This window comes from Mesorhizobium silamurunense, from assembly GCF_014843905.1.
GTDB lineage: Bacteria > Pseudomonadota > Alphaproteobacteria > Rhizobiales > Rhizobiaceae > Mesorhizobium > Mesorhizobium silamurunense.
In genome coordinates this window covers 87,919-112,070 of record NZ_LPVS01000053.1, presented here as the reverse complement: position 1 = coordinate 112,070, position 24,152 = coordinate 87,919, and the positions used below count along the sequence as shown (strand labels likewise).

Annotated in this window: 26 protein-coding genes and 2 pseudogenes; 10 read left to right on the top strand and 18 right to left on the bottom strand. The window is 60.3% G+C overall.

Features of this window, described 5'->3' with window-relative positions; translation table 11 throughout:
• Positions 1-46: 46 nt before the first annotated feature.
• Positions 47-898, top strand: a complete 852-nt coding sequence (locus AU465_RS15020) for a LysR family transcriptional regulator (protein ID WP_192248744.1) — start codon at positions 47-49, stop codon at positions 896-898.
• Between the two features lie 17 nt (positions 899-915).
• Here the strand turns inward: AU465_RS15020 and AU465_RS15015 are convergent, their stop codons facing one another.
• The 3 genes from AU465_RS15015 to AU465_RS15005 form a co-directional block, all read right to left on the bottom strand.
• Entirely contained in the window at positions 916-1,596 is a 681-nt protein-coding gene (locus tag AU465_RS15015) for an ATP-binding protein (RefSeq protein WP_246506108.1), read from the bottom strand.
• A gap of 256 nt (positions 1,597-1,852) precedes the next feature.
• On the bottom strand, positions 1,853-2,377 hold the full coding sequence (locus AU465_RS15010; protein WP_192248738.1) for a plastocyanin/azurin family copper-binding protein: 525 nt from the start codon (positions 2,375-2,377) through the stop codon (positions 1,853-1,855).
• On the bottom strand, positions 2,374-2,787 hold the full coding sequence (locus AU465_RS15005) for a DUF5602 domain-containing protein (RefSeq protein WP_192248735.1): 414 nt from the start codon (positions 2,785-2,787) through the stop codon (positions 2,374-2,376). The genes AU465_RS15010 and AU465_RS15005 overlap by 4 nt, the downstream gene beginning before the upstream one ends.
• A 423-nt stretch (positions 2,788-3,210) precedes the next feature.
• Between AU465_RS15005 and AU465_RS15000 the strand changes: the two genes are divergently transcribed.
• On the top strand, positions 3,211-3,708 hold the full coding sequence (locus tag AU465_RS15000) for a PTS sugar transporter subunit IIA (RefSeq protein WP_192248731.1): 498 nt from the start codon (positions 3,211-3,213) through the stop codon (positions 3,706-3,708).
• 539 nt (positions 3,709-4,247) lie between these two features.
• On the opposite strand, the gene AU465_RS14995 is transcribed toward AU465_RS15000, so the two are convergent.
• Positions 4,248-5,402, bottom strand: a complete 1,155-nt coding sequence (locus AU465_RS14995) for a sulfite oxidase (RefSeq protein ID WP_192248728.1) — start codon at positions 5,400-5,402, stop codon at positions 4,248-4,250.
• A 776-nt stretch (positions 5,403-6,178) separates the two neighbouring features.
• Positions 6,179-6,435: pseudogene (locus tag AU465_RS14990) on the bottom strand (cold-shock protein).
• Between AU465_RS14990 and AU465_RS14985 the strand changes: the two are divergent.
• The 5 genes from AU465_RS14985 (at position 6,409) to AU465_RS14965 (ending at position 9,318) form a co-directional block, all read left to right on the top strand.
• Positions 6,409-6,609 (top strand): hypothetical protein, encoded by a 201-nt coding sequence (locus AU465_RS14985; RefSeq protein ID WP_246506142.1) that lies wholly within the window; start codon positions 6,409-6,411, stop codon positions 6,607-6,609. The pseudogene AU465_RS14990 and the gene AU465_RS14985 overlap by 27 nt on opposite strands.
• Positions 6,610-6,860: 251 nt before the next feature.
• Positions 6,861-8,405, top strand: a complete 1,545-nt coding sequence (locus tag AU465_RS14980; RefSeq protein WP_192249207.1) for a Fic family protein — start codon at positions 6,861-6,863, stop codon at positions 8,403-8,405.
• A gap of 145 nt (positions 8,406-8,550) precedes the next feature.
• The gene (locus AU465_RS37150) at positions 8,551-8,721 is read left to right on the top strand and encodes a beta-galactosidase trimerization domain-containing protein (protein WP_192248721.1); all 171 of its coding nucleotides are present in this window, start codon (positions 8,551-8,553) and stop codon (positions 8,719-8,721) included.
• A gap of 124 nt (positions 8,722-8,845) precedes the next feature.
• Positions 8,846-9,178 (top strand): beta-galactosidase trimerization domain-containing protein, encoded by a 333-nt coding sequence (locus AU465_RS14970; RefSeq protein ID WP_192248718.1) that lies wholly within the window; start codon positions 8,846-8,848, stop codon positions 9,176-9,178.
• On the top strand, positions 9,178-9,318 hold the full coding sequence (locus AU465_RS14965; protein WP_192248712.1) for a hypothetical protein: 141 nt from the start codon (positions 9,178-9,180) through the stop codon (positions 9,316-9,318). The genes AU465_RS14970 and AU465_RS14965 overlap by 1 nt, the downstream gene beginning before the upstream one ends.
• 36 nt (positions 9,319-9,354) lie before the next feature.
• Here AU465_RS14965 and AU465_RS14960 read toward each other — a convergent pair whose 3' ends face one another.
• Entirely contained in the window at positions 9,355-9,987 is a 633-nt protein-coding gene (locus tag AU465_RS14960; protein WP_192248709.1) for a hypothetical protein, read from the bottom strand.
• Between the two features lie 490 nt (positions 9,988-10,477).
• Here AU465_RS14960 and AU465_RS14955 point away from each other — a divergent pair, with 490 nt between their 5' ends.
• Positions 10,478-10,717: a hypothetical protein gene (locus AU465_RS14955; RefSeq protein WP_192248706.1), complete on the top strand. Its 240-nt coding sequence runs from the start codon at positions 10,478-10,480 to the stop codon at positions 10,715-10,717.
• 63 nt (positions 10,718-10,780) lie between these two features.
• Here AU465_RS14955 and AU465_RS14950 read toward each other — a convergent pair whose 3' ends face one another.
• From AU465_RS14950 to AU465_RS14925, 6 genes are all read right to left on the bottom strand, one after another.
• Positions 10,781-11,494, bottom strand: a complete 714-nt coding sequence (locus AU465_RS14950; RefSeq protein ID WP_192248703.1) for an ABC transporter ATP-binding protein — start codon at positions 11,492-11,494, stop codon at positions 10,781-10,783.
• Positions 11,491-12,228 (bottom strand): ABC transporter ATP-binding protein, encoded by a 738-nt coding sequence (locus tag AU465_RS14945; protein ID WP_210325106.1) that lies wholly within the window; start codon positions 12,226-12,228, stop codon positions 11,491-11,493. Before AU465_RS14945 ends, AU465_RS14950 begins: the two co-directional genes overlap by 4 nt.
• On the bottom strand, positions 12,225-13,217 hold the full coding sequence (locus AU465_RS14940; protein ID WP_192248700.1) for a branched-chain amino acid ABC transporter permease: 993 nt from the start codon (positions 13,215-13,217) through the stop codon (positions 12,225-12,227). Before AU465_RS14940 ends, AU465_RS14945 begins: the two co-directional genes overlap by 4 nt.
• A 1-nt stretch (position 13,218) precedes the next feature.
• Complete coding sequence (locus AU465_RS14935; protein WP_192248697.1) at positions 13,219-14,091, bottom strand: branched-chain amino acid ABC transporter permease; 873 nt, start codon at positions 14,089-14,091, stop codon at positions 13,219-13,221.
• 158 nt (positions 14,092-14,249) lie between these two features.
• The gene (locus AU465_RS14930) at positions 14,250-15,521 is read right to left on the bottom strand and encodes an ABC transporter substrate-binding protein (protein WP_192248691.1); all 1,272 of its coding nucleotides are present in this window, start codon (positions 15,519-15,521) and stop codon (positions 14,250-14,252) included.
• A gap of 468 nt (positions 15,522-15,989) precedes the next feature.
• Positions 15,990-17,486: an NAD-dependent succinate-semialdehyde dehydrogenase gene (locus AU465_RS14925; protein WP_192248688.1), complete on the bottom strand. Its 1,497-nt coding sequence runs from the start codon at positions 17,484-17,486 to the stop codon at positions 15,990-15,992.
• Between the two features lie 138 nt (positions 17,487-17,624).
• On the opposite strand from AU465_RS14925, the gene AU465_RS14920 reads away from it, so the two are divergent.
• Positions 17,625-18,299: a FadR/GntR family transcriptional regulator gene (locus tag AU465_RS14920; protein ID WP_192248685.1), complete on the top strand. Its 675-nt coding sequence runs from the start codon at positions 17,625-17,627 to the stop codon at positions 18,297-18,299.
• 204 nt (positions 18,300-18,503) lie between these two features.
• Here AU465_RS14920 and AU465_RS14915 read toward each other — a convergent pair whose 3' ends face one another.
• The 6 genes from AU465_RS14915 to AU465_RS14890 all read right to left on the bottom strand — a co-directional run bounded on the left by AU465_RS14915 (position 18,504) and on the right by AU465_RS14890 (position 23,353).
• Positions 18,504-19,835, bottom strand: a complete 1,332-nt coding sequence (locus AU465_RS14915) for an NAD(P)/FAD-dependent oxidoreductase (protein WP_192248682.1) — start codon at positions 19,833-19,835, stop codon at positions 18,504-18,506.
• 48 nt (positions 19,836-19,883) lie between these two features.
• Positions 19,884-20,237, bottom strand: a complete 354-nt coding sequence (locus AU465_RS14910; RefSeq protein WP_192248680.1) for a cupin domain-containing protein — start codon at positions 20,235-20,237, stop codon at positions 19,884-19,886.
• On the bottom strand, positions 20,225-20,944 hold the full coding sequence (locus AU465_RS14905) for an ABC transporter permease (protein WP_192248677.1): 720 nt from the start codon (positions 20,942-20,944) through the stop codon (positions 20,225-20,227). The genes AU465_RS14910 and AU465_RS14905 overlap by 13 nt, the downstream gene beginning before the upstream one ends.
• A gap of 1 nt (position 20,945) precedes the next feature.
• Positions 20,946-21,659: an ABC transporter permease gene (locus AU465_RS14900; protein ID WP_192248674.1), complete on the bottom strand. Its 714-nt coding sequence runs from the start codon at positions 21,657-21,659 to the stop codon at positions 20,946-20,948.
• Positions 21,660-21,713: 54 nt separating this feature from the next.
• Positions 21,714-22,487 (bottom strand): transporter substrate-binding domain-containing protein, encoded by a 774-nt coding sequence (locus tag AU465_RS14895; protein ID WP_376774858.1) that lies wholly within the window; start codon positions 22,485-22,487, stop codon positions 21,714-21,716.
• An 89-nt stretch (positions 22,488-22,576) separates the two neighbouring features.
• Positions 22,577-23,353, bottom strand: coding sequence for an amino acid ABC transporter ATP-binding protein (locus tag AU465_RS14890; RefSeq protein ID WP_192249199.1), 777 nt, complete (start codon positions 23,351-23,353; stop codon positions 22,577-22,579).
• Between the two features lie 367 nt (positions 23,354-23,720).
• Between AU465_RS14890 and AU465_RS14885 the strand changes: the two are divergent.
• Positions 23,721-24,051: pseudogene (locus tag AU465_RS14885) on the top strand (dihydrofolate reductase family protein); the annotation flags it as partial.
• Positions 24,052-24,152: the final 101 nt, after the last annotated feature.

Sequence of the window (24,152 nt, the reverse complement as noted above, 5' to 3'; positions counted from 1 at the left end):
ACGAAATTCATTGACATTTAAGCGCAATTTTTATGCTATCTCGCTCATGGATATCGAGCTCGCGCGCACTTTTATCGAGATCGTTTCAACAGGGAGCTTCATTCGAGCCTCTGAGCGTTTGAATGTCGCCCAGACGACCGTAAGCGCACGAATCCGCAACCTCGAGCAGCAATTGGGCCGCACGCTTTTTGTTCGTCACAAAGGCGGAGCTTCGCTGACCCCGGCCGGTGAGCAATTTCTGCGCCACGCCCCGATGTTCGTCCAACTATGGCAACGCACCCTCCACCAGGTTGCCGTGCCCCCGGGACGCCGGGCTGTTCTGACGGTCGGCAGCGAAGTCAGCCTTGCGCAACCTCTTCTGCTCGATTGGGTCCGCTGGATGCGCCGCTCGCTGCAGGACATCGCACTTCGAGTACACGTCGATGTGCCGCGGGATTTGATCAATCAGGTCGCGTCTGGAATGGTCGACTTAGCTATCATGTACGCCCCTCCGCACAGACCGGGTTTGAAGATCGATCTGCTTCTGGACGAGAAACTCGTCCTCGTGACTACCAATTCCGAAACGCGCCTCCTGGATGAATCCGATTATGTTTATATGGATTGGGGGCCGGATTTTGAACTTCACCACGGGATGAATTTCCCGAGTGCTGCGCCGGATCTTTCTTTCGATCTCGGTCCGCTCGCGCTGAACTATGTTCTTGCGACCGGCGGCTCCGGTTATTTCAGGATGAGTTCCGTGCAGCCTCACATAGAAGCCGGCCGGCTGCACCTTGTGCCTGAAATGCCGCAGTTCTCCTATCCGGTTTACGCGGTGCAATCCGCAAGTGCGGACGAGAGCGTGGTAGGTCCTGCCCTGGCAGGATTGCATTCCGTCGCGAGCGCCGACATCAAATTGTAGTCGTTCTTGTTAGGGGTCTATATGTCCGCTTGGATTGACGGGAAAAGAAGGTCGACCGTTGTTCCTATTCCTTGTTCACTCCTTATCCTGATCCGACCGTCAACCATCTGCGCCAATGCCTGCACTTGCAACATTCCTATCCCGGTGCCCTTCTCACCCTTCGTCGTGAAGAAGGGGTCGAACACCCTTCGCAAGATTTCCGGAGCCATGCCGCAACCACGGTCTTTGACGCGAACGCATGCGTAGGTTCCGGGCCCGGGCGGGTCAGGCGTCGGGGCCGTCTGTACCAATCGCTCAGTGCTGACGCGGATCTCCCCGCCACTTGGCATTGAATCTCGTGCGTTCATGACGAGATTTAGCACTGCAGCGTCGAACAGCGCCGGGTCGATCAAGCAGTCCGGGATATCGGAACCAAGCTCCAGCTTGACGCGGACATCGGGTCCTGCGCCATACCTCAGGAAAGGCTCGAAAGACCTGAGGAACTCATTCAAATTGCCAGCATGGATATCGAGTTCCTGATGTTTTGCGAAAGCCAGTAGCTGTGACGCTAGTTCGACCCCTCGATCGATTCCTTCCCGCGCTGCCGCAATGTAGGCCCGCACGGTTTCGGGCTCGTCGGCTCTTTTTGCGGCGGACCTCAAGCCGGATTCGATTACCGTTAGGAGGTTTCTGAAATCGTGGGCAATACCGCCGGTCATCTCGCCTAAGGCGGCAAGCCGATGTGTGGCTCGCTGACGTTGCTGGGCAGCGGACCGAGCACTGAGACGCCTTTCCGCCACCTGAGAGCGCGCGTCGCGCTTCGCCCGCGGTTTATTATCGTATGGAAACGCGCTGCCTGTCATGATGGTCCGTCCCTATCGATCACTGACGACAAGCAGGAAACTCGCGCCCCCATCACATCGTCGTATTTTGGGTTCTCCTTGTCGCTGGTCCTCATGCCGCCTAGACGCAGATCTAGGCGTGCCGGACGATCCCTTTCGTCATGATGTCTTCGACCGTCGGAAACGCCTTGAGGGCCACCTCTGGGAGGTCTCCATTCGTGCCGACCAGTTCAGTCCAGCCATGCATTTCGGGTTCGCCGACAATGATGCGGCCGACCATTCCAGCATGCTCATGCGGAATGCAAAAATAGTCATAGACCCCCTGTTCGGTGAAGGTGACCGAAAAGCTCTCGTTGGGCAGGAGATAGTCGGAATCCCAGGATTTTGCGGCCTTAGGCATGCGCAGCGGTCGCTCGAAGTTTGCGGGATTGTAAGCCGTCGTCGTGTGGGAATTGCCGGGATTGAGGTTGATCCAGCGGATCGTCTGTCCTGGTTTGATGAGAATGCCTATCGGGTCGAACCAAACGTGTGACCCGTCTTCGTTCCCTTGCATCTTGATTTCAACAATCTCGCCGCCCCACACGGCCAGTGAAGAGAGGGAAAGGGCGGCAGCGAGCCCGCCGCCCGCGCCCAGGATCTCACGACGCGTCAGTGTCATTTGGCGACCCGTGCCTCGTCAGCCGCCGAAACATGCCAGAGCACGACGTGGACATGCGGCTCTGCTACTCCCGGATGGCCGGCATTGTAGTAGACGTCGACATGGTCGACATTGCCGCCGGGTGACGTGAGGTCGTCAAAACGCTTGTCCGGATTGAGGTCCCTGATCGGCAGCATATAAATCGTGCTGACAAGCTTGCCATCGTGGTCATAGGCAAGGAATGGGCCGGCCGGCAATGTCGTGGGATCAACGAAGAGTTGGCCCATGCCCGGTAGGAAGTCGGGCAGCTTCACAAGCTTGCTGACCTGTTCGTAAGGTGCGGCTGGCGGGGCTTTGGTGACCTCATCCGCCGCCATGGCGCAAAGGGAACCGCCCGTTGTCAGGGCAACTGCGAGGACGAGCTTTTTCATCACGACATCTCCACGTTGAACTAAAAATCGCGATGGCCGAAGATCTGGGAGAAAGTCCAAAAACCGATTTCACTTGCTGGCGCGGCCTGTTCGCGTCTGACCAGCAAGCAGGAGACTGTTCTGGTCGTCAAACGAAATTAACTGGCATTTTAGTGCATTATTTCTGCGGTGTGCACCTGTTTGCTTGATTTCGAAGAATCTTTCACTACCTCTGAATTGCTATGAATATTTTCAATCTCGATTTCCGGCGGGGGCCGAAACTCCTCAAAACGGGCCATTAGCCGGACGCGAGAAGCCCTGGCTTCGCGTCCGGGACAGTCAGGATCTCCACCCTCAGTCCACTGTGAACCCTGCACCTGTTTAACCAGTGCGGCTTAACGCTCATTTGCGATCGCGTTTGGATCGACATGGAGGTTGACCCGGATGATCTCCGCCATCTTGCAAGAAGAAGACATTTCGCTTGACCTTGTGACCAAGGGAAAGCAATCAGCCTTGTCAAAAATTGCGATCAGGATTGCGCGGAGAACTGGGCTCGACGAGCAGATGGTTCTGCGCGGTCTTTTCGACCGCGAGCGCCTCGCCTCCACGGGCATCGGTCGTGGTGTCGCGATCCCCCACGCTGTGCTCAGCACAATCTATTCGCCTGTCGCGTCTTTGACACGCTTGGCCCCGCGCATCGATTTCGAGGGCCCGGACGATGACCCCGTCGATCTCATTTACACTGTGCTCTGGCCGCGCTCTGCCACTTCCGCCTTTCTCCCCGCCCTTTCGCAGATGTGCCGGCTGTTTCGGACATCTCAGGTTCGGGAGCAGCTCCGGCAGGCACGGTCATCTGATGAGGTGTTGGCGATTCTCGAAACTGAGCCGCATCAGGAATTTCCACCAATCTGCACACTTCCCGCGTCGGGCCTGGCCTTGTGATGTCTGGGCAGCTCAGTAATGCCTAGAATCCATTGACCCGGCGCATCCCCAGTCAAATAGGGGCTCGCTACCAGCCGATTGGGCGGCCTTCGCGCGACATTACAGCATCTTCGGATCCCTTTCTGCGCGGCAACCCCAACAGAATGTCGCGTCGTCACATTCCTCCGAGGGCCGTGCCGCGCTGCGGCAACGCGCGGTCTGGTTCCCCGCGGGCACTGCGAACCATCAGCCTCGCCGCCGAGCTATGTATCCGTTTTGACTCACGATCGCAGGCCTCAACGAAGACCATCAGGGAATTCGGACCGGGGCATGCTTCGCAAAGGCGAAGGCGACGGCGGCGACTTTAGACTCGCGCATATGCCGCCAACGACGTCATGGCTACGTGGAGCGCGAAATCGCGCGCAGCGTTCCGTACGCCTCCTCTATCGACCTGATCAATCATTTCTGCGACCTTACCGCCTGCCCACGGCGTAACGGGGTCGCACTCAATCCCGTCGCAACACAGCTTTCCAGGCTGCTCCGCTCGAGGCGCCGAGCCGTCAACTGACTTGAATACGGCGGGTCACCTGTCCGTTGCTCTCCCAATAGGTGTGTTTTTTGGCAATCCACGGATCGCTCATTGCCGGCTGAATGTTGCCGCTCTTATCGATCGCGCGCGAGGTGACGGTGTGTTCCCCAGCGGACGGTTTGGGCCAGTCCAGAGACCACATCTTCCAGGCGAACTCCGCCTCTTCGGTGCCGTCCATGGTCGCCGGCATCCACGGCCCATCGTCGATCTTCACCTCGACCCGGTCGATCGGCGCACCCCAGGCCGCTCCGACGATCCGATAATCGCTGCCGATATGAGTCACCCGAGCCGGCGCCGATTTGAGGTGCGCCCGTCCGACGGACGTTTCTACCCACACGGTCTCGCCATTGTGGTCTTCCTCGCGGAGCGTGACGTAGTCGCGTCCCATGAACCGGTTCTCGAAGCGCTGGTCGCGCACGTCGATGCGCTTGAGCCATTTCGCGTTTGCGATCCCGTACCAGCCGGGCGCTATCAGCCGAACCGGGAACCCGTTATCGGCCGGCAAGGGAGTTCCGTTCATCTCGTAGCAAAGGATGTTTTTTGGATCCATGGCGTCTGCGAGCGACATGCTGCGCGCAAAGTTCTGCTTGAACTTAACGTCATCGGCCCGCTTGATCTCGCCTTCGTCGGCGGCCCAGAAAACGACCTCGATGCCGCCGTCGAGAACGCCGGCCTCCTTTAGGATCGGGGCGAGCGGCGTGCCCGCCCAGCGCGCATTACCGATGCCGCCGTTGAAAAACGGGAGGCCGGTATTGCCCGAACATTCGACTGTGAACGTCACTTCCTGGCGCGGCCGGGCCTTGATGTCGGCGAGCGTCAGGGCCATCGGCTTTTTGACTAGGCCGCTGATTTCGAGCTTCCACGTGCCTGCGTCGATGACCGGCCTGTTGAAATGCGCAATTGAAAAGAACCTGTCGTTGGGCGTCACCCATGAATCGAGGTCCTCCCAGACGAGTTGATTCTTGATGACCTCCGGCACCGGGTTCGGCGGCAGTTGATCGGTCCATTTGACGACTTCCTCGCCGGGCCGTGTAGGAAAAGGGTAAGCCCGCGAGGCATGGAGAGCGGCGATTGCGGCAAGAGCCGCGCTTCCTTGAATAAGTTCTCTGCGTTGAAGATGAGGCATGCTGTTTTCCCTCCCAGTTGATCCGGAACGGGCTGCAGCGTCCTTTTGAGCCGTAGCCTGATCACGGACAGGCGCACAATGAATGACCGCCCCACCCGGATGTCCGGACAGGTATCAGGCAATCAGCGAGGCATCTCAAGCATGTGAAGCATTGGACGAAACTCTACTTGGGTTTCGCCCCTGGAGAGTGCGCCTTTGAAGTTGAAGTGTCCACAACTTGGACGGGATAGTGACTTTGCGGTGTTCGACTTGGTTTCCCGGTCCTGCCAAAAGTCGGAGCGCCTCGGATCGCTATCGAGCGGGATGGCAACTTCCAGGCTAATCGAAAGCTCAATTTGCGCGTGACCAATTCAGGCCCATGACCCGACGCTGCCTTTCCAAGCAATCACCATAGAGATCCGGATCGGTTGAAAAGCTGCAGTTCATTCAGTTCGTCGTAACGAGCGCCCTGCGCCGACCGATCCCGATCCGTAGGGCCGGATCTGGCGCAATCGCGACCCCTAGCTTGGCGGTGGCGAAGCGGGCCTCAACGGCCGACAAGAGGCGCGTTGCAGCCGGCCGGGCTTCCCAGAATGAACACGCGAGATTCGCGATCCGGACGACACGCTCTTGCGTGACAGCTCTCTGTTATGATCTGGTCGGATCACGCTTGAAGGCCTGATATCTTTTGGAGATCGAGGCGCGCGGTGAACTCGACCTGCCCGAGCATGTGCAGGCTCTTCTCCACTCAACGATGTGGAAGGGATGAGACCGACAGCTGAGCCGGTCAACTCCCATCAGATCGTCCGCAACTCACCGGCTGACGTCTTTCCGGAACGTTCGTCTTGTACCAGTTCGTAGCTGATCTTCTGGCCATCATTGAGGCCTCGCAAGCCGGAGCGCTCGACGGCAGAAATATGCACGAAACATCCGGACCGCCCTGATCAGGCTGAATGAAACCAAAACCCTTTTGCGAATTGAACCATTTTACCGTTCCGGCAGAGGCGCGAGCGCGGAAGTCTTTGGAGTGATCGACCTCACCAGCAAAATTGATGCCCAGATCGGCGCAATCAACTTGGGACGCGCCATCCAGTTCGTCGCCAATGCGTCGGTCCTTGGCTATGACGTTCGTGGCGCGATGGTTTTCTATGGTGAGCCCGGAACGCCAAGTCTAAGAAAATGGGACTGCGAGCGGTTGTGGGCGCAGGGCGCCCTGCTCCAATCTTAGACGCATTTCAGAGCACCGCTCCCAAGCGGGTCTAGACGGTTATGCCGAAACTGAGCAGCGGCCGGCACGTTTCAGCTTAGCGGGGTAAGGCCAGCATCGCGCCGGCCTTGACCGCCAGAGTCTGGGGGACAGCACCCGGCTGCGAGAACCGTTTTTCGGACATTTCTCCTTTTAGTAACGATTTTCATGCACTAGAATCGTTTTTCATGAATTCGGGTAGTCTGACCAAAATTCGACAAGGTACGGTTTTCATGGCTGCCTCACAGCAGCATCAGTTTTCAGGGCCTGTGAACGTTTTTCAGGAAATACGCCTTCCTGAAACAGCGACCCCGGCTGGTTACAGCGCGCTGATCGGCGCCTACGGGCTCGCCGTGCCTTTGCCGCGGATGCTTTCCGCCACCGGCGAGCATCACCGCATCACCGAGCGGGACGGCTGGCGCATCATGACGCCGCGCCACGCGCCGCATCCCACGCTCGAAGGCCACCTGACCTTTGCGCTCAAGTACGAGGGACTCGATCTCGCCGTCCTCAAGCGATTATTCCAGGCGACTGGCCCCGCGACGATCGAGGCACTTGTTCGCGCAAGTCCGACCGGCAGTTATGCCCGCCGCATCTGGTTTCTATACGAGTGGCTCACCGGAACGCGCCTCGATATGCCGGACGCGGACGCCGGACGCTACGTTCCGGTGATCGATCCCGAACTGCAATGGGCGGCGCCGGGAATCACGGCGTCGCGCTACCGCGTGAAGGACAACCTGCCCGGTACGCCGGATTTCTGCCCGCTGGTCTTCCGCACCAAGGCTCTGAACGAATTCATCGGCATGGCGCTGCCGCAGCGCGCGCAGGCAATCGTCGCCAATGTGCCGCGCGACCTTCTTGCAAGAACCGCCGCCTTCCTCCTGCTCAAGGACTCGCGCTCAAGTTATGCCATCGAAGGCGAGCGTCCGCCACAGGACCGCATCCAGCGCTGGGGACGCGCCATCGGCGAAGCCGGCCGCCAGCCTATCGATCGCGACGAACTGCTGCGCCTGCAAAGAATCGTTCTTGGCGATACCCGGTTCGTGAGACCCGGCTTTCGCCAGGAAGGCGGCTTCGTCGGTGAGCACGACCGCGACAGCCGCGTGCCGCTGCCCAATCACATCAGCGCCCGGCCCGAAGACCTGCCCTCGCTCATTGACGGCATGGTCGCGTTCGACCGCGCCCCGGCGCAAGGTCTGGATGCCGTCATCGCCGCCGCGATCCTCGCTTTCGGCTTCGTCTACATCCATCCCTTCGAGGATGGGAATGGGCGTATTCACCGCTACCTGATCCACCACGTGCTTGGCATACGCGGCTTCAACCCGCCCGGCGTAGTGTTCCCGGTCTCGGCCGCCATCCTCGATGAGATCAATGAGTACCGGCGGGTGCTCGAGAGCTATTCGCGGCGCCTGCTGCCGCTGATCGAATGGGAGCCGACACCGCAATTCAACGTACGGGTCCTGAATGACACCGGCGATTTCTACCGCTTCTTCGACGCAACGCCGCACGCCGAATTCCTCTATGCCTGCGTGCGCAGAACCGTTGAGCGGGATCTTCCCGACGAAACTGCCTTCCTGCAGCGCTATGATCAGTTCCGGCAGCAAGTTGACGCCTTCATCGACATGCCCGAACGGCTGACTGACCTGCTCTTCCGCTTCCTGAAGCAAAACGGCGGCCGGCTTTCGAACCGCGCACGCGAACGGGAATTTGCTGCCCTAACGGATGCGGAAGAAGAACGCATCGAGGCGATTTATCGCGAGGTTTTCGGCAATGACTGACGCGAGGGCGAGCGCCGTCAATTTATCCCGAATGGACCGAATACCGTAAAAGAAGGATCTCGATCCGCGCGGCATGCAGAATAGCAGTGTCAGCCCATATCAGTTGAACTCGTCGAGGCCATGGGCGAGTGGTTCGTGCGCGTGTGTGAGGGCAACGGGTAGTTCGCCGACCAGTGACCTGTCGCGGCTCAAGGCGCTCTATGTTCCGCATTGGGTGATGTGGAAGCAGGAATGGAATGTTGCGATCGAGGCCTTTGTCCGGGGCGGCGGCACGCTGATCCTGTCGGCGCTGACGGGCCAACCACATCGTTCGTGAGCAGGCACCCGGGCGCGGGCTTTCGGCGCTGAGCGGCGTCAAGGTCGCCGAGTTCGGCCGCCTCGTTCCGCGAGGCGGCGCCGGCCTGTTTCCGCTGTTCCGCCAGGCCGCGGCGGGCGCCTATGTGCCTCCGGCGCCACTGCCGGCCTCGTCGGCGGAGCGCAAGTACCACTTCACCTTCGGCAACAGAGAGTTCGAGGCCGCCCACCTCTACGAACTGCTTGAGGTCGGGCCGGACACCGAGGTTCTCGGCACATGGTCGGACCGCTTTTGCGCCGGACAACCTGCGATCACTTCCCGGCAAGTCGGCCAAGGCCGCGTCGTCTATGTCGGCACCTATCTTACGCCCGACCTTGCCGAAGCCATTGCCGATGTCGGGCGGGCGTGGCGCCTCTGCTTCCTGAATTGCCTGATGGAGTGGAGGTGTCGGTCCGCGAGGCTGAGGACCGACAACTGATGTTCATTCAAAACACCACGGGGGTTTCCGTCGTGGTGCCGGGCGTGCCCCGGGGCCTGGACCTGCTGACCGACCGTCCAGCAGTCGGGCCCTTGCAGCTCGAAGCCTATGGCTGTGCGGTGATTTCACTCAGCTCTTGAGAAGGTATGGCCGACAGGGCCATCGCGTTCAGGTATTCACGCCGAGTTCGTTCGTATCTCTGGTCCTATGTTCATTCGTGCCTTGGCCCACAGCCGCCGCGGCACCTGCTCAGGAACCATTCCGTCAAATCTAGCTGTCTCAATATTCTCGACGAATTCTGAAATGGGCTGAATGTCCGGTGGGCGTTCGGCTAGCTGTCGAAGGACCGCCTCGGCCTCTTCAGGCGTCGTCTCCAGAACGGTCACGCCCACTTCGTGCACAGCGCATTCAAGACCTGCCGAAACCATCGTGATGGCGAGAACGGCATTGGCTTCGGTGCCTCTCCAGGTCGGGACGTGCGTATCCTTCCCTGCCGGGAGGAATCTGATCTGCGGCAATCCGAGCTCCCTCCCCTGACGCTGGAAGTCAACGGCGGCCGCATCGAGATAGGCGGGAATGTCGCCGCCTTCCAGGACCGCTCGCATCTCGGCCGAGAGCCTGTCGTGGACAGGTTCGCTCATCACGTTGTCGAACTGACGAATCTTCCCGGACCGATGCCGCTCGACCTCGAGCACCTTGCTGCGGTCGTCCACCGATCGATGCGCCAGCGCTGCCCGGCGAACGCAATCACCACTCCGACGGCGCGCGGTGGCGAACGATCCGATGGCGGCCGAACTGATGGACGCCATGCTTGATCTGACTGCGGTTCATGTCGCGGACTGTGCACACTAGGCGGCGGGTCCATGAAGCCCGCCGGACGCGCGTTCCGGCGCAGGCAGGCTGATCCGCGACCAAGTGAATCAGCCTCGATTCCGCTGTCGCTTGGCACCGGCGAATATGGTCTCATCCAGTCATGGCGATGACGGCGGACCAGCTTCCCGACGATCCGGATGTGCTGAAGGCGATGGTCCTGGCGCGTGACGTCGAGAATGCTCGCCTGACCCAGATCATCAAGGAATTGCAGCGCCACCGCTTTGGCCGTCGCGCTACCGCTTCCTGGAGAAAACGCCTACCGCAAACTCGACAACGTGACGCTAACAGCGCACGCGGCCTATATGACCGGCGACGCCTATCAGGAGCTGTGGCGCAGGACACTTGCCGTGTTCGACGAATTGCGGTTATCAGCCACGGCGTCACCAGTGCCGTCAAGGCGACATCCCGTCGCTTCGCGTCAACGACATGCGGACGGAACAATCTTGCTTCGACAAAGGCGTCGGTTCGTCGAATCCAAAGCGTATTCTTGTGCGCATTCCGCGGCGTGTTGATGAAAAGGGCGAAGAATGGGACCGTTTCCTTCCGATCGCCAAGGAGCAATATCAGGCGATGATTTCGAGCCTGAACTGGGGAGGGGAATCCCGGGCAGACTTCTCAGCGTTCGGCATGTCGGCGAATACTATTACACCTCGCCCTTTGGCTTGAAAGGCGCTGCGTTAATCGCGTCGTTCATGGACGGCTGGGAAGAAGACGTCAGTCTTCGACACTTCAGGCTCCGCCCATGTAAATATCCATGATCTGACGGTCGTCGCGCACGTCTTGCGGGCTGCCCTCGAAGCGTTTCGAGCCGGCGGCCAAGATGTAGAGTTTGTCCGCGATCGGCATGGCTTCGCGGATGTTCTGCTCGACCATCAATATGCCAATGCCTTGCTTCGTCAGCGTCGTGATGCGCTCCAGCGTCTCGATCACCATGGCCGGCGACAGGCCGGCGGAAGGCTCGTCGAGCAGGATAAAGCGCGGCTCCGAAACCAGTGCGCGGGCCAGCGACAGCATCGCCTGCTCGCCGCCCGACAACGCGCCGGCCGCCGTCTTGCGCCGCCTAGCCAGCGACGGATACTGGCCGATCAACATCTCAATGCGACTTTCCACCAGCCGCTTGTCGGCGATAGCGTAACCACCCATGCGCAGGTTCTCCATCACCGTCAGGCGCGGGAACACGCCGCCGCCCTGCGGCATCAGCACCAGTCCCTGCCGTACCACCTGGTGCACGGGCAGATTGGAAAGCACAGTGTCGCCAAGGCGGGCGGCGCCGCTCCACACCGGCAGCGCCCCGGCGATGGCCTTTAGCAAGGTGGATTTGCCGCAGCCGTTCGGCCCGAAGATGCAAGTGATTTTCCCGAGCTCAGCCGTCAGTGAGATGCCATGGACGACCTCCTGCTTGCCGTAGCCGGTGATGATGTTCTCGGAGGCCAGCGTGCTCATTGCGGGCGCCCCAGGTAGGTCTGCATGACTTCAGAATTGCGCACGATGTCCTCGAAAGAGCCGCTGGTTACCACCCGTCCCGAATCCATGACGATAATTCGGTCGCAGACGTTGCGAACCATCTCCAAGTCATGTTCGATGACGAGGAAGGACACGCCCTGTTCGCGTAGCCGGGCAATCGCTTCCAGGATGATCTTGCGGATGTTGGGGTGGACTCCTGCTGTTACCTCGTCGAGCAGGATCAGCGATGCCTGCCGCATGACGGCGCGGCCAAATTCCAGCAGCTTCTGCTGACCGCCGGACAGGTCCGAGGCGCGGTTGTCGGCAACATGATCGAGCTTGAGGAGGGAAAGCGTCTCGGCCGCGCGCTCGTATGCGCCCTGCCAGTGACCTTCCGCCGCCGCTGCAAGAAGGTTGTCGGTCACCGTCATATTGTCGAACAGGGCCGGGATCTGGAAGGTACGGGCCAGGCCGAGCCGGGCGATCCTGTGCGCGCTCATTCCGGCGACGGCACGGCCGTCGAAGCGGATCTCGCCCTTGTCCGGCATCACCATGCCGGAGACGAGGCTGAACAGCGTCGATTTTCCGCAACCATTTGGGCCGATGAGTCCGGCGATCTCGTGCCGCCCGACCGCTAGTTCGACGCCGTTGGCGGCCTTGATGCCGCCGAAATGCTTAAAGAGCCCGCGCACACTCAGGATCGGATCGGCTGCCGACTGCATCCCGCCGTTCATGGATGCCCTCCCGCACCGGTGCCGACCAGCTTGTCCATGACCTTGTCCAGCGCGTCGTTCTTGCGCCTTGCGAACAGCCCGGCGATGCCGTTGGGCAGAAACAGCACCACCAAGACGATGGCGGTGCCGAGGATGGCGATGTAGAACGCGGTGTCGCCCCAATACATCCAAATCAGCCGGTTCACGACGAACAACCCGACGCCGCCGATGGCCGGTCCCCACAGTGTGCCCAGGCCGCCCAGTAGCACCATTACCACCATCTGGTCGGTGATGTCGCCGCCGAAAACGGACTTTGGATTGATGAAGGTGACCCAGTAAGCGAAGATGGCGCCGAAGACGGACGCGGTGACAGCGCTGAGCACGAAAGTCTGCAGCTTGACCAGGGCTGTGTTGATGCCCATCGCCTCTGCCGCTGGCTCGTGGTCGCGTAGCGCCTTCACCTTCAGCCCGAAGCGGGAACGCTCGAACAGCGCCCAGGTGAGGAAGTACGCCAGCGCGGCGGTACCGAACATGGCGAAATAGAAGAAGCGTTCGTTGAGATACGGGGGCAGTCCGATACCCCCGATGCCGCCGGTGAAGTCCATCGCCGAAGCGAACTGGATCAGGACCTCGGCAAAGGCCCAGGTGGCGATGGCGAAGTAGGCGCCGCGCAGCCTCAGTGTCGGTGCGCCGATGATGACCGCGAACAATGCGGTCACCACCATGCCGGCGGGAATCGTAGCCGAGAAAGGCAAACCGAACGGATCGCCCATCAGGAACGCGGTCACATAGGCGCCGAGGCCGAAAAAGGCCGACTGGCCGAAATTGATGTAGCCGGCATATCCGCCCAGCATATTCCATGAGCAAGCGAGCCCCGCCCACATCAGTGCGCCGGTGGCAATGCGCAGCCAGTAATTGTTCACCGTCCAGGGCAGGACGCCTAGCACGACAATGATGATGGCGAGGAGAACGAGGCCTCGCCATTGCGGGTTTGTCGGTAGTAGCGCCATATCAGAGCCCCCGCCGCAGGATCCCACGCGGGGATACCAAAAGAACTAAGAACAGCGTGGTGAAGATCGCCAGCAGCGAATAGCTGGCACCGACATAGGTCGAGACAAAAGCTTCGATGACGCCTAGCAAAAGCGCCGCCACCAGCGCGCCCTCGACAGAACCCAGACCGGCAAGCACGGCTACGAAGAAGGCAAACAGCGTGTAGCGCAAGCCGACCTCCGGATTGACCGAATAGATCGCCCCCATCAGGACACCGGCCATGGCGGTGATGCCGGCATAAAGGCCATAGACATTGGCGCTCAGCCGTCCGATGTTGACACCCATCAGCGCAGCATTGTGCCGGTTCTCGGCCGTCGCGCGGATCGCCAGTCCGTAGCGGGTGCGATAGAGAAACAGGAAGAGCCCGCCGGCGATCGCCGCGGCGAACGCTGCTGCCACAACCCGGATCAATGGAACCGTGATCGGGCCGATCGCCAGGCTTTCGCCGCTCAGCGTGGTTGTGACGTTGCGGGTATTGAAGCCCCACGCGGTCAGCATGCCGCCGCGCAGTAGCGTGAACAAGCCGAAGCTGAGCGCCAGGGCCATCAACTCCGGCCGAGCCGTGCGGCTGTTACGAACATTATAAAGCACCGGGCCGATCAAATACCCGAGGGTGCCGAACAGGACGAAAGCCAGCGGAATCGCGATGAAGCCGTCGAGCCCGAGCCAGGCGGTGATATAGTAGCCCAGGTAGCCGCCCAGCACGACCCAGCCGCCGACCGCGAAGTCGATGACGTGCAACACGCCGAAGGCGAGCTGGAAGGCGATGGTAAATGTGGCGATGACACCTCCGATCAGAAGGCCATTCAGCAAGGTCTGGAGAAAAAGATCCAAGGCGGCATCCGTTTTTCGTCAGGGAACCGAGAAGGTGGATATTCTGGCAAGCCCGCATGAGCGAAGCGGAACGATCCGTCGTTTTACAGCTATGCGCATTCGTACCGCACCCATCGGCAGATGCGGGCGGCGAAACCGTCCGCATCTGCTCGAAACGCCTATTTCCAGGCCGGCAGTGGGTAAATGTAGTCGGCTGCCGCAGCCTCCTTCGGCCCGACCGCAACGGTCTTGCCGCCCTGGATCTGGACCAGGACCGGCACGGGCTGGATGTTGTCGTGGTAGTGCGGGCCGTCCTTCTCGAACTTGATCGGCCCGTAGAAGGTCTGGATGTCGGTTTCAGCGATGGCATCCTTCAGCGCCACTCGGTTCTCCGGCGTCAGCGCGGGCTTCTTGCCGAGGCGCTTCAGCGCATCGCCCAGCACCAGACCGCTGGCCGCGCAGGCGGCGGCCGTATAGTCTGGCTCCCCTCCCAGTTTCTTCTGCGCCATCTGGGCGAAGTCCTTGGCCGTGCCGAATACGTCGTCCTTGTAGGACACGGTAGGCAGCCATACCACTACGCCCGTCGTGCCGTCGGCGTCGGCGCCGAGCGCCTGCGCGAAGGCGGGATTGGTGATACCGTAGTGCATGATCAGCGCCTTCGGCCGGTAATTCAGCGACTTCGAAGTCTTGACCACGTTGAGCAGTACCTCCTCATGGCCGCCGACCGCGATGACGTCGGGATTGAGCGCGGCGATCTTGGAGATGACCGGCGTGAGATCCCCTTCCGGCGGCACCAGCTCGTAGGTGACCACTTCGAGGCCGGCGGCCTTGGCGCCGTCGCGAAAACCTTCGCCCGTCTCCTTCGAGAACGGCTCGTTGACGCTGATCACAGCCACGGTCTTCGCGGCGGGTTTGGAAAGCTTCGCCAGCACACCGAGCGACAGGCCCGAAGTTGTATCGACCGCCGGGATAATGCCGAAATTGAACTCAGGCTTCGCCTTCCAAACATTGGGCGATTCCGCCGAACCGGAGATCATCGGCACCTGGTACTTTTGACAGATCGGCTGTACGGCAATGGTCGAGCCGCTGGTGTAGGGACCGAACAGCACGTCGACCCCGTTTTGCACGATCAGCCGCTCGGCGGCGTCTGCACCCGTCGCCGGGCTGCTCTGGTCGTCGCCGTAGAACATCTCGACCTTGAAGCGGTCACCAGCTACCTCCACCCCGCCCTTGGCGTTGATCGCATCCGCCCAAAGATCATAGCCCTGTTTGGTCAGGTTGCCGCCAAGAATGTTCTCGCCCGAGAGCGAGGTGATCACGCCCGCCTTGAAGGTCGCTGCTTGGGCGCGCGCCGTTCGCACGAATGGCGTGCCCAATGCACTGGCCGTGATGGCCATGGCGCTGCCGCCAAGGAACCGACGGCGCGAGAAAGAACGGTCGATTGGAGCCATTTTGTAAATCCTCCCTTGCTTGTCATGGCGGTGAAGCCGTTTCCGATAACTTCCCACCGGTACTCCGATTGGAAAACCGGTGGCACTTTCGTTTACTTCGTCATGGGCAGCGCCCGTTCGCTCAGCGTCGACGCCGGTTTCAAATCAAGACGACTCTGCTCATCGGACAATCTCGTAACCAGCTGGAATTCCACTCGCTTTTATGCATACGAGATCGATTTGACGTACACGGACTCCAGCCAAACACGCTGAACGCCCAACACCTACCTCGATCGCCCACTCGCCAATCCCATATATAGTTCCCAACCTGGCAGTTCCCACGTCCCAGTCGTCGCCTGGACAATTTTCCCTCCTTGCAACTTTTCTGTCAGGCGGCGGCATTTTGGGCCGTTTTGCTCGGAAATTTTGCCATATGTGAGCCCAGTGTCGGCCGTTTTCGATCCCGGTTGCTGGGTCTGGTCATTGTCGTTACCAGTTGGTCGCGATGTATTTTGGTTGGAGATATTCAAGCAGACCGTGATGCCCGCCCTCCCGGCCGAGCCCGCTTTGCTTCATCCCTCCGAACGGCGCTGCTGGGTCCGAGACTACGCCACGATTGATACCGACCATCCCACTTTCGATGCGTTCGGCGACGCTCAGGGCGCGCCTGAGATCACCACTGAAGACGTAGGATATGAGGCCATACTCGGTGTCGTTCGCTAGCCGTACAGCCTCGTCTTCTGTATCGAAGGGCGTGACCGCTGCGACCGGCCCAAAGATCTCTTCCTTCGCGATATCGGAATCGAGAGATACGTCAGCTAGGACTGTAGGAGGATAGAAGAAGCCCTCGCCAGACCCCGGTTTACCGCCCGTTTCGATACGCGCCCCACGGGCAACGGCATCCTTCAGCAAGCGATCGACCTTCTCCACCGCGGTCGCTGTAATGAGCGGCCCGAGCTGGGTCGTTGCTTGAAGACCCGGCCCCACTGAAAGCGACGACATTTGCTCGGTAAGCCGGCGGACAAAAGCGTCATAGATGCCGCGCTGCACGTAGAAGCGATTCGCCGCAGTGCAGGCTTCTCCGCCGTTGCGCATCTTGGCGACCATGGCGCCGGCGACGGCATCCTCCAGATCCGCATCATCGAACACAATGAAAGGTGCGTTGCCACCGAGTTCCATCGAACAACTGATGACCCGGTTGGCAGCCTCGCGCAGGAGGATGCGCCCAACGGCCGTCGAACCCGTGAATGACAGTTTACGCACCCGACTGTCATGCAGCATCGCGCTCACCACAGGCCCCGCGGCCGTGGTCGTCACGATGTTGACGACACCTTCGGGCAAACCAGCTTCCATGAGGATCGCGCCGATCGCCAACGCGGTCAGCGGGGTCTCAGCCGCCGGCTTTAGTACGCACGTGCAACCCGCCGCGAGCGCCGGCGCGATCTTGCGGGTCGCCATGGCAGCGGGGAAATTCCAGGGCGTGACGAGAACGGCAATGCCAATCGGCTGGTATTGAACCAGGATTCGATTTGCGCCGCCCGGCGCATAGCCTATGTCGCCGAGAGTGCGCACCCCTTCCTCAGCGTACCAACGGAAAAACTCTGCGGCATAGGTTACCTCCGCGCGAGCGTCCGGGAGCGCCTTCCCGTTCTCCAGAGATATCAGTTGCGCTAGCCATTCGGCACGATCGAGCATGAGCTGATGGCAGCGCATCAGGATGTCCGATCGCCGGCGTGAGGGTGTTTGCCTCCACATCGTCGCAGAGGCCTCCGCAGCATCGATCGCCCGGATTCCGTCGGTGACGGCGCCGTCTGCGACAGACGCAATCGTGCGCCCATTGGATGGATCGGCGACATCAAACCGATTGCTGCCGGTTGCCCTTGTCCATTGGCCGCCCACCAGCAGCTCTACAGGAGCGCCTGCAATGATAGCCGCAGCATCCGCGCGAAAAGGTTCGATATCCCTTGCTGGCTGAGTCACACTCATCCTCTCGCGGCTTTAGAAAACCCGTGCAACCAATCTGTGGATTGCTGGGACCAATATGAAATTGGTATTGAAACCGGTGTCAAGATAGATCAAATTGGTTTCGGAGAAATTTGCCGATTCGTTTCTGGAGTGGGCCGTATGACGGTCGTTCTGAGGGATTTCATTGAGGCGGAAGGATTGCAGCCAGGCGACCGGCTGCCACCTGAGCGCGATCTAGCGGTCAAGCTCGGGTTGCCGCGCACGGCCCTGCGGCGCATGCTGGCCGAGATGGAGCAAGAGGGGCGCCTTCTTCGTCATGTGGGGCGTGGCACTTTCGTCGCCGAGCGCGGCGCAACTGCAAGCACTCCGTACCGCGCACAGAATGCCTCCCGGAAGGAACTGTGGACTTATCCCGCTGAGGTCTTCGAAGCACGATTAATCATCGAGCCGAAGGTGGCCTCGCTCGCGGCGTTGCGGGCGACGCCCTACGAAACCGAAGAGATGCAGAAGGTCATCCAGCATGGCAGTACCGCCGCGACGCTGGCGGAGTTCGAGCGCTGGGACGCCGCGTTCCATCAATTAGTTGTGGCGGCGGCCCGCAACGGATTGCTGGCCTCGCTCTACGAAGGTATTCACTCGCTTCGGGCGGGGCGGCTTTGGGGACGCATGAAAGAGCAGTCTCTGACGAAAGAGCGTATGCAGGAGTATACGGCTCATCATCGCGCGATCTTGCAGGCGATCATTGACCGGGATGGTGGGCAGGCCGAACAAAGAATGCATAACCATATCTTGACCGCGAGAGCCAATATTCTCGGATCAGAGACAATGGCCTAAGAAGATATGGCCAACAATACTATCAGACTGCCGTACACTTTCGAGCGGGATGGCAGTCTTCTATTCAAGGCGGAGCACCTGACACTCTTTAACATACCCGCAGCGCGCGGATTGTCCGCCCGTCAGTCCTGGAGAAATGAGTGTCAGGCAGATGCAATGCAAAAGGTTGCGGCGATGTGCACCCGGGCCTGCCCGCAAGCAAGGTCATGGCCGCTTTCCTTCGGGCTGCCGGCGGCGCATGGCACGCTTATCCCGCCATTCATAAAGGGAATAGACAAGCGGGATGAACCACGGCTTGCCGCGGTAGAATGGTATGGCCTTCGGTGCGGGGTCGAAATCGAAGGCGGACTGCGCCTTTTCGGCTTCACCGAGGATCTTGAAGGCAGCCTTCTTGCCCAGCCAGCGGGCCCAGACCACTCCGGAACCGCAGAACCCGGTGGCGTAGACCGTATCGCCCGAGGTGAAAATCCGCGGCACCATGTCGCGATGCATGGCGACCTGGCCAAACCAACTATGCGTCAGGCCAACGCCCTCCAGCTCGGGGAAAATCCGGCCCAGTTCGCTGCGCAAATGGGTGGTCGGCGCCAGCGCGTCACCCGCCGTGGTGCCGTCCCGGCCGCCGAAGAGGATGCGCGATCCGTCCGCCGAAGGGCGATAGTAATAGCTGAGCTGGCGCATGTCGCCATACATCATGCGCTTCGGCATCAACCGGTCCATCGCGCCTTCGCCCAATGGCTCGGTAGCAATGATGCGGCTGCGCACTGGCACAATACGGCGACGCAGCCAAGGATCGAAGCCGTCCGTATAGGCATCCGTGCAGACCAGCACCTTCCTGGCGAAGACGTCGCCGCGCGACGTTCTCAAACGGACCCCGCCGGCCTCGGCGATCGTTCCCGTAACGGCTGTGTTCTCATGGATCACCGCCCCGGTTGCCGTTGCCACCCGTAGAATACCAGCAAGCAGCTTGGCCGGATGCAGGCCACCGGTATCCATCCGCACGAATCCACCCGTGTAGAAATCCGTCCCGATGTAGGTCGGCACGTCCAACCGGGCGACGGGATGAGCCTCGATGCCTAGCAAACGCCGCATCAGATCGGCGGAGCGGCTGAGTTCTTCGCATTCATCCGCGTTGATCGCGCCGACGAAGAGGCCGGAGAGATGGAAGTCACAGTCCACCTTCTCCTCCTTCAGAAAGGCCCAAAGGTCTTCCCGCGCGGCCTTTCCCTCCATCAGGATCTCGGTGGCGCGGGCCTCGCCGAATCTTCTGATCAACTCCTTGCGTCCGGGTCGAATGCTCCCGCTCGCCATGCCGCCGTTACGACTGGAAGCCGCCTGCCCCAGCGTCTGGCGATCAAAAAGCTGGACACTGCGACCGGCACGAGCAAGCTCAATGGCCGCTGAAAGTCCTGCATAGCCTCCCCCAACGATCGCCACGTCGCATTTGGGGACGACCGGGTGGACTATGGGAGGAGAGAAGGTGCAATCGTCCCACCAATAGGGCGTGGATTTGAAGGGGCCAGCGGAATCAGCGGTCATGGGAATATACCAGCTTTTGGTCGGATAAGCGCGGGCAAGCACAACCGGTTAATCACGTGAGACCCAGAGTTTGCGTGTGGTTTCGATGGCGCGCCATACGCCGGTGAAACCCGGATGCATGACGAAGGCGTCGCCAGCCGCGATGCGGCGCGGCTGGCAGCCATCCTCAATGAGTTCGGAGACACCCGAAAGGATGTAGCAGAACTCGAAAGTCTCGCCCTTAATCGAACGATAGGCGCCGGGCGTGACCTCCCAGACCCCTGCCTTCACGGCGCCGTCTGCGGTCTGGGCGATATCCCAGCTCAGAAAACGTGGATCGCCCTCCACAAGGCGGTCGGGCAGAGGCTGCCCTTCGCGTGGGCGCGGAAGAACATTCTGGTCGATGAACGTCAACTTGGACATGGGGATGTGGCCTTTCTGCGGGTTAAACGCCGTTCGCACCAAAGTTGCCGTTCCAGAAGCTTCAAGGCGGTCAGCCCAACGACATTGAGGGTGAGGTAGAAGACGGAAGTGATGATGAAGATGTCCATAATGGCGAAGGTTTCGCTCATCAGGCGTTTGGCCCAACCGGTGATTTCCAGCACAGCGATGGTTGAGGCGAGGCTGGATTCCTTGACGATGATGGCAACCTCACTGCTGTAGGATGGCAGCGCTTGTCGCAAAGCCAACGGGAACTTGATCCGGCGCAAGATAATCCAAGGCGACATGCCGCAGGCTTCCGCCGCCTCGATCAGCCCGCGCGGCAGCGACAGGAAGGCGGTGCGAAAGATTTCGGCTGTGTAGGCACCGGTGTTCAACAAGACCGCGAGAATGGCTGCGTGCAAGCCGTCGCCGATAAGCCACCAAATCACCGGATTGGCGCGAAGGAACCCGACCTGCCCTAATCCGTAGTAGATCACGAATATCTGCACCAGCATGGGCGTGCCGCGAAAGACAGCGCAATAGGCGTCGGCCGCCTTGCAAACCAAACGATTGCGCGAAGTGCGGGCGAGCGCCACCAGGATGCCGAATGGCAGTCCTAAGCCCACGCCGAATATCGAGATCAGAAGCGTGGTCTTTGCGCCGGTGAGAAGGAACGGAATCGCATAGGCAACAATGGTGAAATCCATTCTAACCTCCGCTGAAGCCGCGATTGATATGGCGCTCAGCCAGGCCGAACAGGGTCTGGCTGACCGCTGTCATGGCGAAGAACAGCGAAGCTGCGATGCAGTAGAAGAGAAGTGGCGAGCGCGTGATGCCGGCCGCGATAGCCGCCATACGCATGAGTTCCTGCATGCCGACGATTGAAACGAGCGAGGTGTCCTTGATCGTCATCTGCCAGACATTGTTGATCCCGCCGAGAGCAAGTCTCAACGCGAGTGGCAACGTGATTCTGAAAAAGGCGACCCCTGGAGGCAACGCCAGAGATTTCGCGGCTTCAAGAAGGCCTTTGGGAACGGCTTCCAAAGCGCCGCGCATCACCTCGATCGAATAGGCGCAGGAAATGGTCGCGATGGCGAGGATGCCGATGATGGAAGGGTAGGCACTTTCAGCCACGTCTCGGTAGCCGAAGGCGACGGCTATCTTCTGCACCCAGTCGACGGAGCCGAAGAACAGGAGATAGATCACAAGAAGGCCCGGCACGCCGCGGACGACGATACTGTAGACATCGACCATCTGGGACAGCACCGGGACCCGCTGCCAGCGCGCGATGGCAAACGGGACGGCTGCGATCAACCCGATCACCATGCCGACCAGCCCGATGCAGATCGTCACGAAGGCGCCGCGCAGCAAAGCGAGCCCCCAGCCCTGCTCCACAATCAGCGACCAGAAAGTTTCAAACATGGACGACACCCGTCGGGCCGTCGCGGGCTGCGACGGCCGGTTGTTGCGAGACGATCACTTCTTGCAGGGAATGGTGTAGTCGTCCTTGAACCACTTGAGTGAAGACTCCTTGATCTTACCTCCGTTGATCAAGTTGCAGAGCGCGGCATCTACCTTGGCCTTGAGTTCGGCATTGCCCTTGCGCAAACCGACGCCCATGCCGTGGCCGAGGGTTTCAGGATCGTTCATCGCCGTAATCTTCACGTCGATCTTAGTGAAGTTGGCACCGTCCGGCGTAGCGAGGAAATCCATCCAAGTCGGGGAGTCGCCGAAAGCAGCCTCTAGACGGCCAGCGGCAAGGTCGGCGGTCTGCTGAGTGGTGGCATCATAAGTCTTGAGATCGGCGCTGGTCGCGCGCTTGCCGATGAATTTGGCGTAGGTCGTGCCTGTCACGACGCCGACGCTCTTTCCAGCGAGCGCCTTTTCGATCTCCTCGAGACTCTTGAGCCCGGCAAGGGGGGAGTCTTTGGGGACCACGAAATAGAGCGGCGTAGTGGCGTACGGGATGGAGTAGTCGATCTTCTTCTGGCGCTCGGCAGTGATGCCAAGGCCGGAAATGATCACGTCGAAGCGGTCGCTATCCATGGAGGGAACCAGCGAGTTGAAAGCCTGCACCACGAATTTGCACTTCATCTTGAGTTCGGCGCAGATACCGTTGGCGACATCGGCGTCGAAGCCGGTGACGTTTCCGTTTGCGTCGGCCATGCTGAACAACGGCGCGTCGCCTTCCGTACCGACGCGTAGGACGCCTTCCTCGGCGCGCGCGGCTCCGGCTGCGGCGGCGAGCATGAAACCCGACAGGAAAATCGAGCGAAACGCTTGAACTGAAAGCATGAGTGTTACCCCTTTTTTCTTTGTTCTACTGAAGAAAACCGCGTTCACGCGGCGGCTGGCATGACGCTGGAGAGAAACCGTTTCACCGCCTCCGAGGCGGGGTTGCGAAACAACTCTTCCGGCGCATCGTCCTGCTCAAGCATACCTTTGCGCAGGAATATCATTCGGTTCGACACGTCGCGCGCAAACCGCATTTCATGGGTGACGAGAAGGATGGTCGCACCCTCCTCGGCAAGCGTGCGGATCACCTTCAGCACCTCGCCTACCAGTTCCGGATCGAGCGCGGAGGTGGGCTCGTCAAAAAGCATGATCTTTGGTCGCATCGCCAGCACCCGCGCGATCGCAACGCGCTGCTGTTGACCGCCCGAAAGCTGACTGGGATAGCGATCGCGGAACTCGGCCATGCCCACCTTGGAAAGCGCCGAAAGCGCCATGTCCTCGGCCTCCCGCCTTCCTTTCCCGAGCACGTAGACGAGCGCCTCCGTCACGTTGCCGATCACGGTTCGGTGCGGCCAGAGATTGAAGCTCTGGAACACCATGCCAGTCCGCTGGCGAAAGAGCCGGATCTTCGCGCGGTTGGTGATTTCGCTCTTGCCCGGTCGATTGGAGGTGATGGAGATCGCGTCGCCCATCACCTCGATCCTCCCGGAGGTCGGAGTCTCCAGAAAATTTATGCAGCGCAACAGCGTGCTCTTTCCCGAGCCGGACGCGCCGATAAGGGATATGACCTCCCCCTCTGCCATCTGGAAAGTGACGTCGTTAAGGATCCTGACTGCGCCGAAAGCCTTGCTGAGCTCATGGACCTTTAGAACCGGGGCCATGTCATGGCGTGTTCGGTTCCATTCAGCTTGCATCTTCTCAACACCGGACTGGGCCCGGTTGTCCGACGTCTGCGCGAGTTCGCTGATTGCTACTTGGCAATCGCTCCCGCTGCGGTAGGTGACGCCGCCGTCTTCAACGCATCGCCTCGAAACGGTTCGATATCCCTTGCTGTCAGTCACATTCATCGGCTCGCTGCCTCTAGCAATTACGCGCAACCAATCTCTTGGATTTATGAAACCAATATGAAATTGGTATCGCAACCGGTGTCAAGACAGATCAAATTGGTTGCGGAAAAAATCTGCTTACGTCTGCGGAAGTGGCTGTATGACGGTTATTTTGAACCAGGCGACCGGCTGCCTCCCGATCGCGATCTCGCGGGCGTGGCGTAGCCAACCGAAATGGTCGTGTCGCGCTAGTTGAAGTCGGTTGGCCCCTACGCCACACTTGTCGCGGATGACGTCGAGGCGGTGATACGCGATCTGAAAGATAAGCTCTCAGGCGAAATTCAAGTTGGTGGACCAGAACTGGCGCGAAGCTTAACCGATCTTGAGCTTATTGATGAGTATCGACTCTACTTCCGCCCCATCGTGCTTGGTCGGGCAAGCCATTCTTCGCCGGACCCCGGCCGCCGCTGCGCCCTGTGGCCAGCGATCGAATGGGCGAGGACGCGATCAAACTAACCTACGTTCCTGCTTAAACGCGCAAAGCGCCGGCGGATCGCGCTGGCACGGCAGGGCTATACCCGCCCATCTACGTTCGTCCCGCCCGGCGGCGACGTCACGCGCACGACAATCGGAT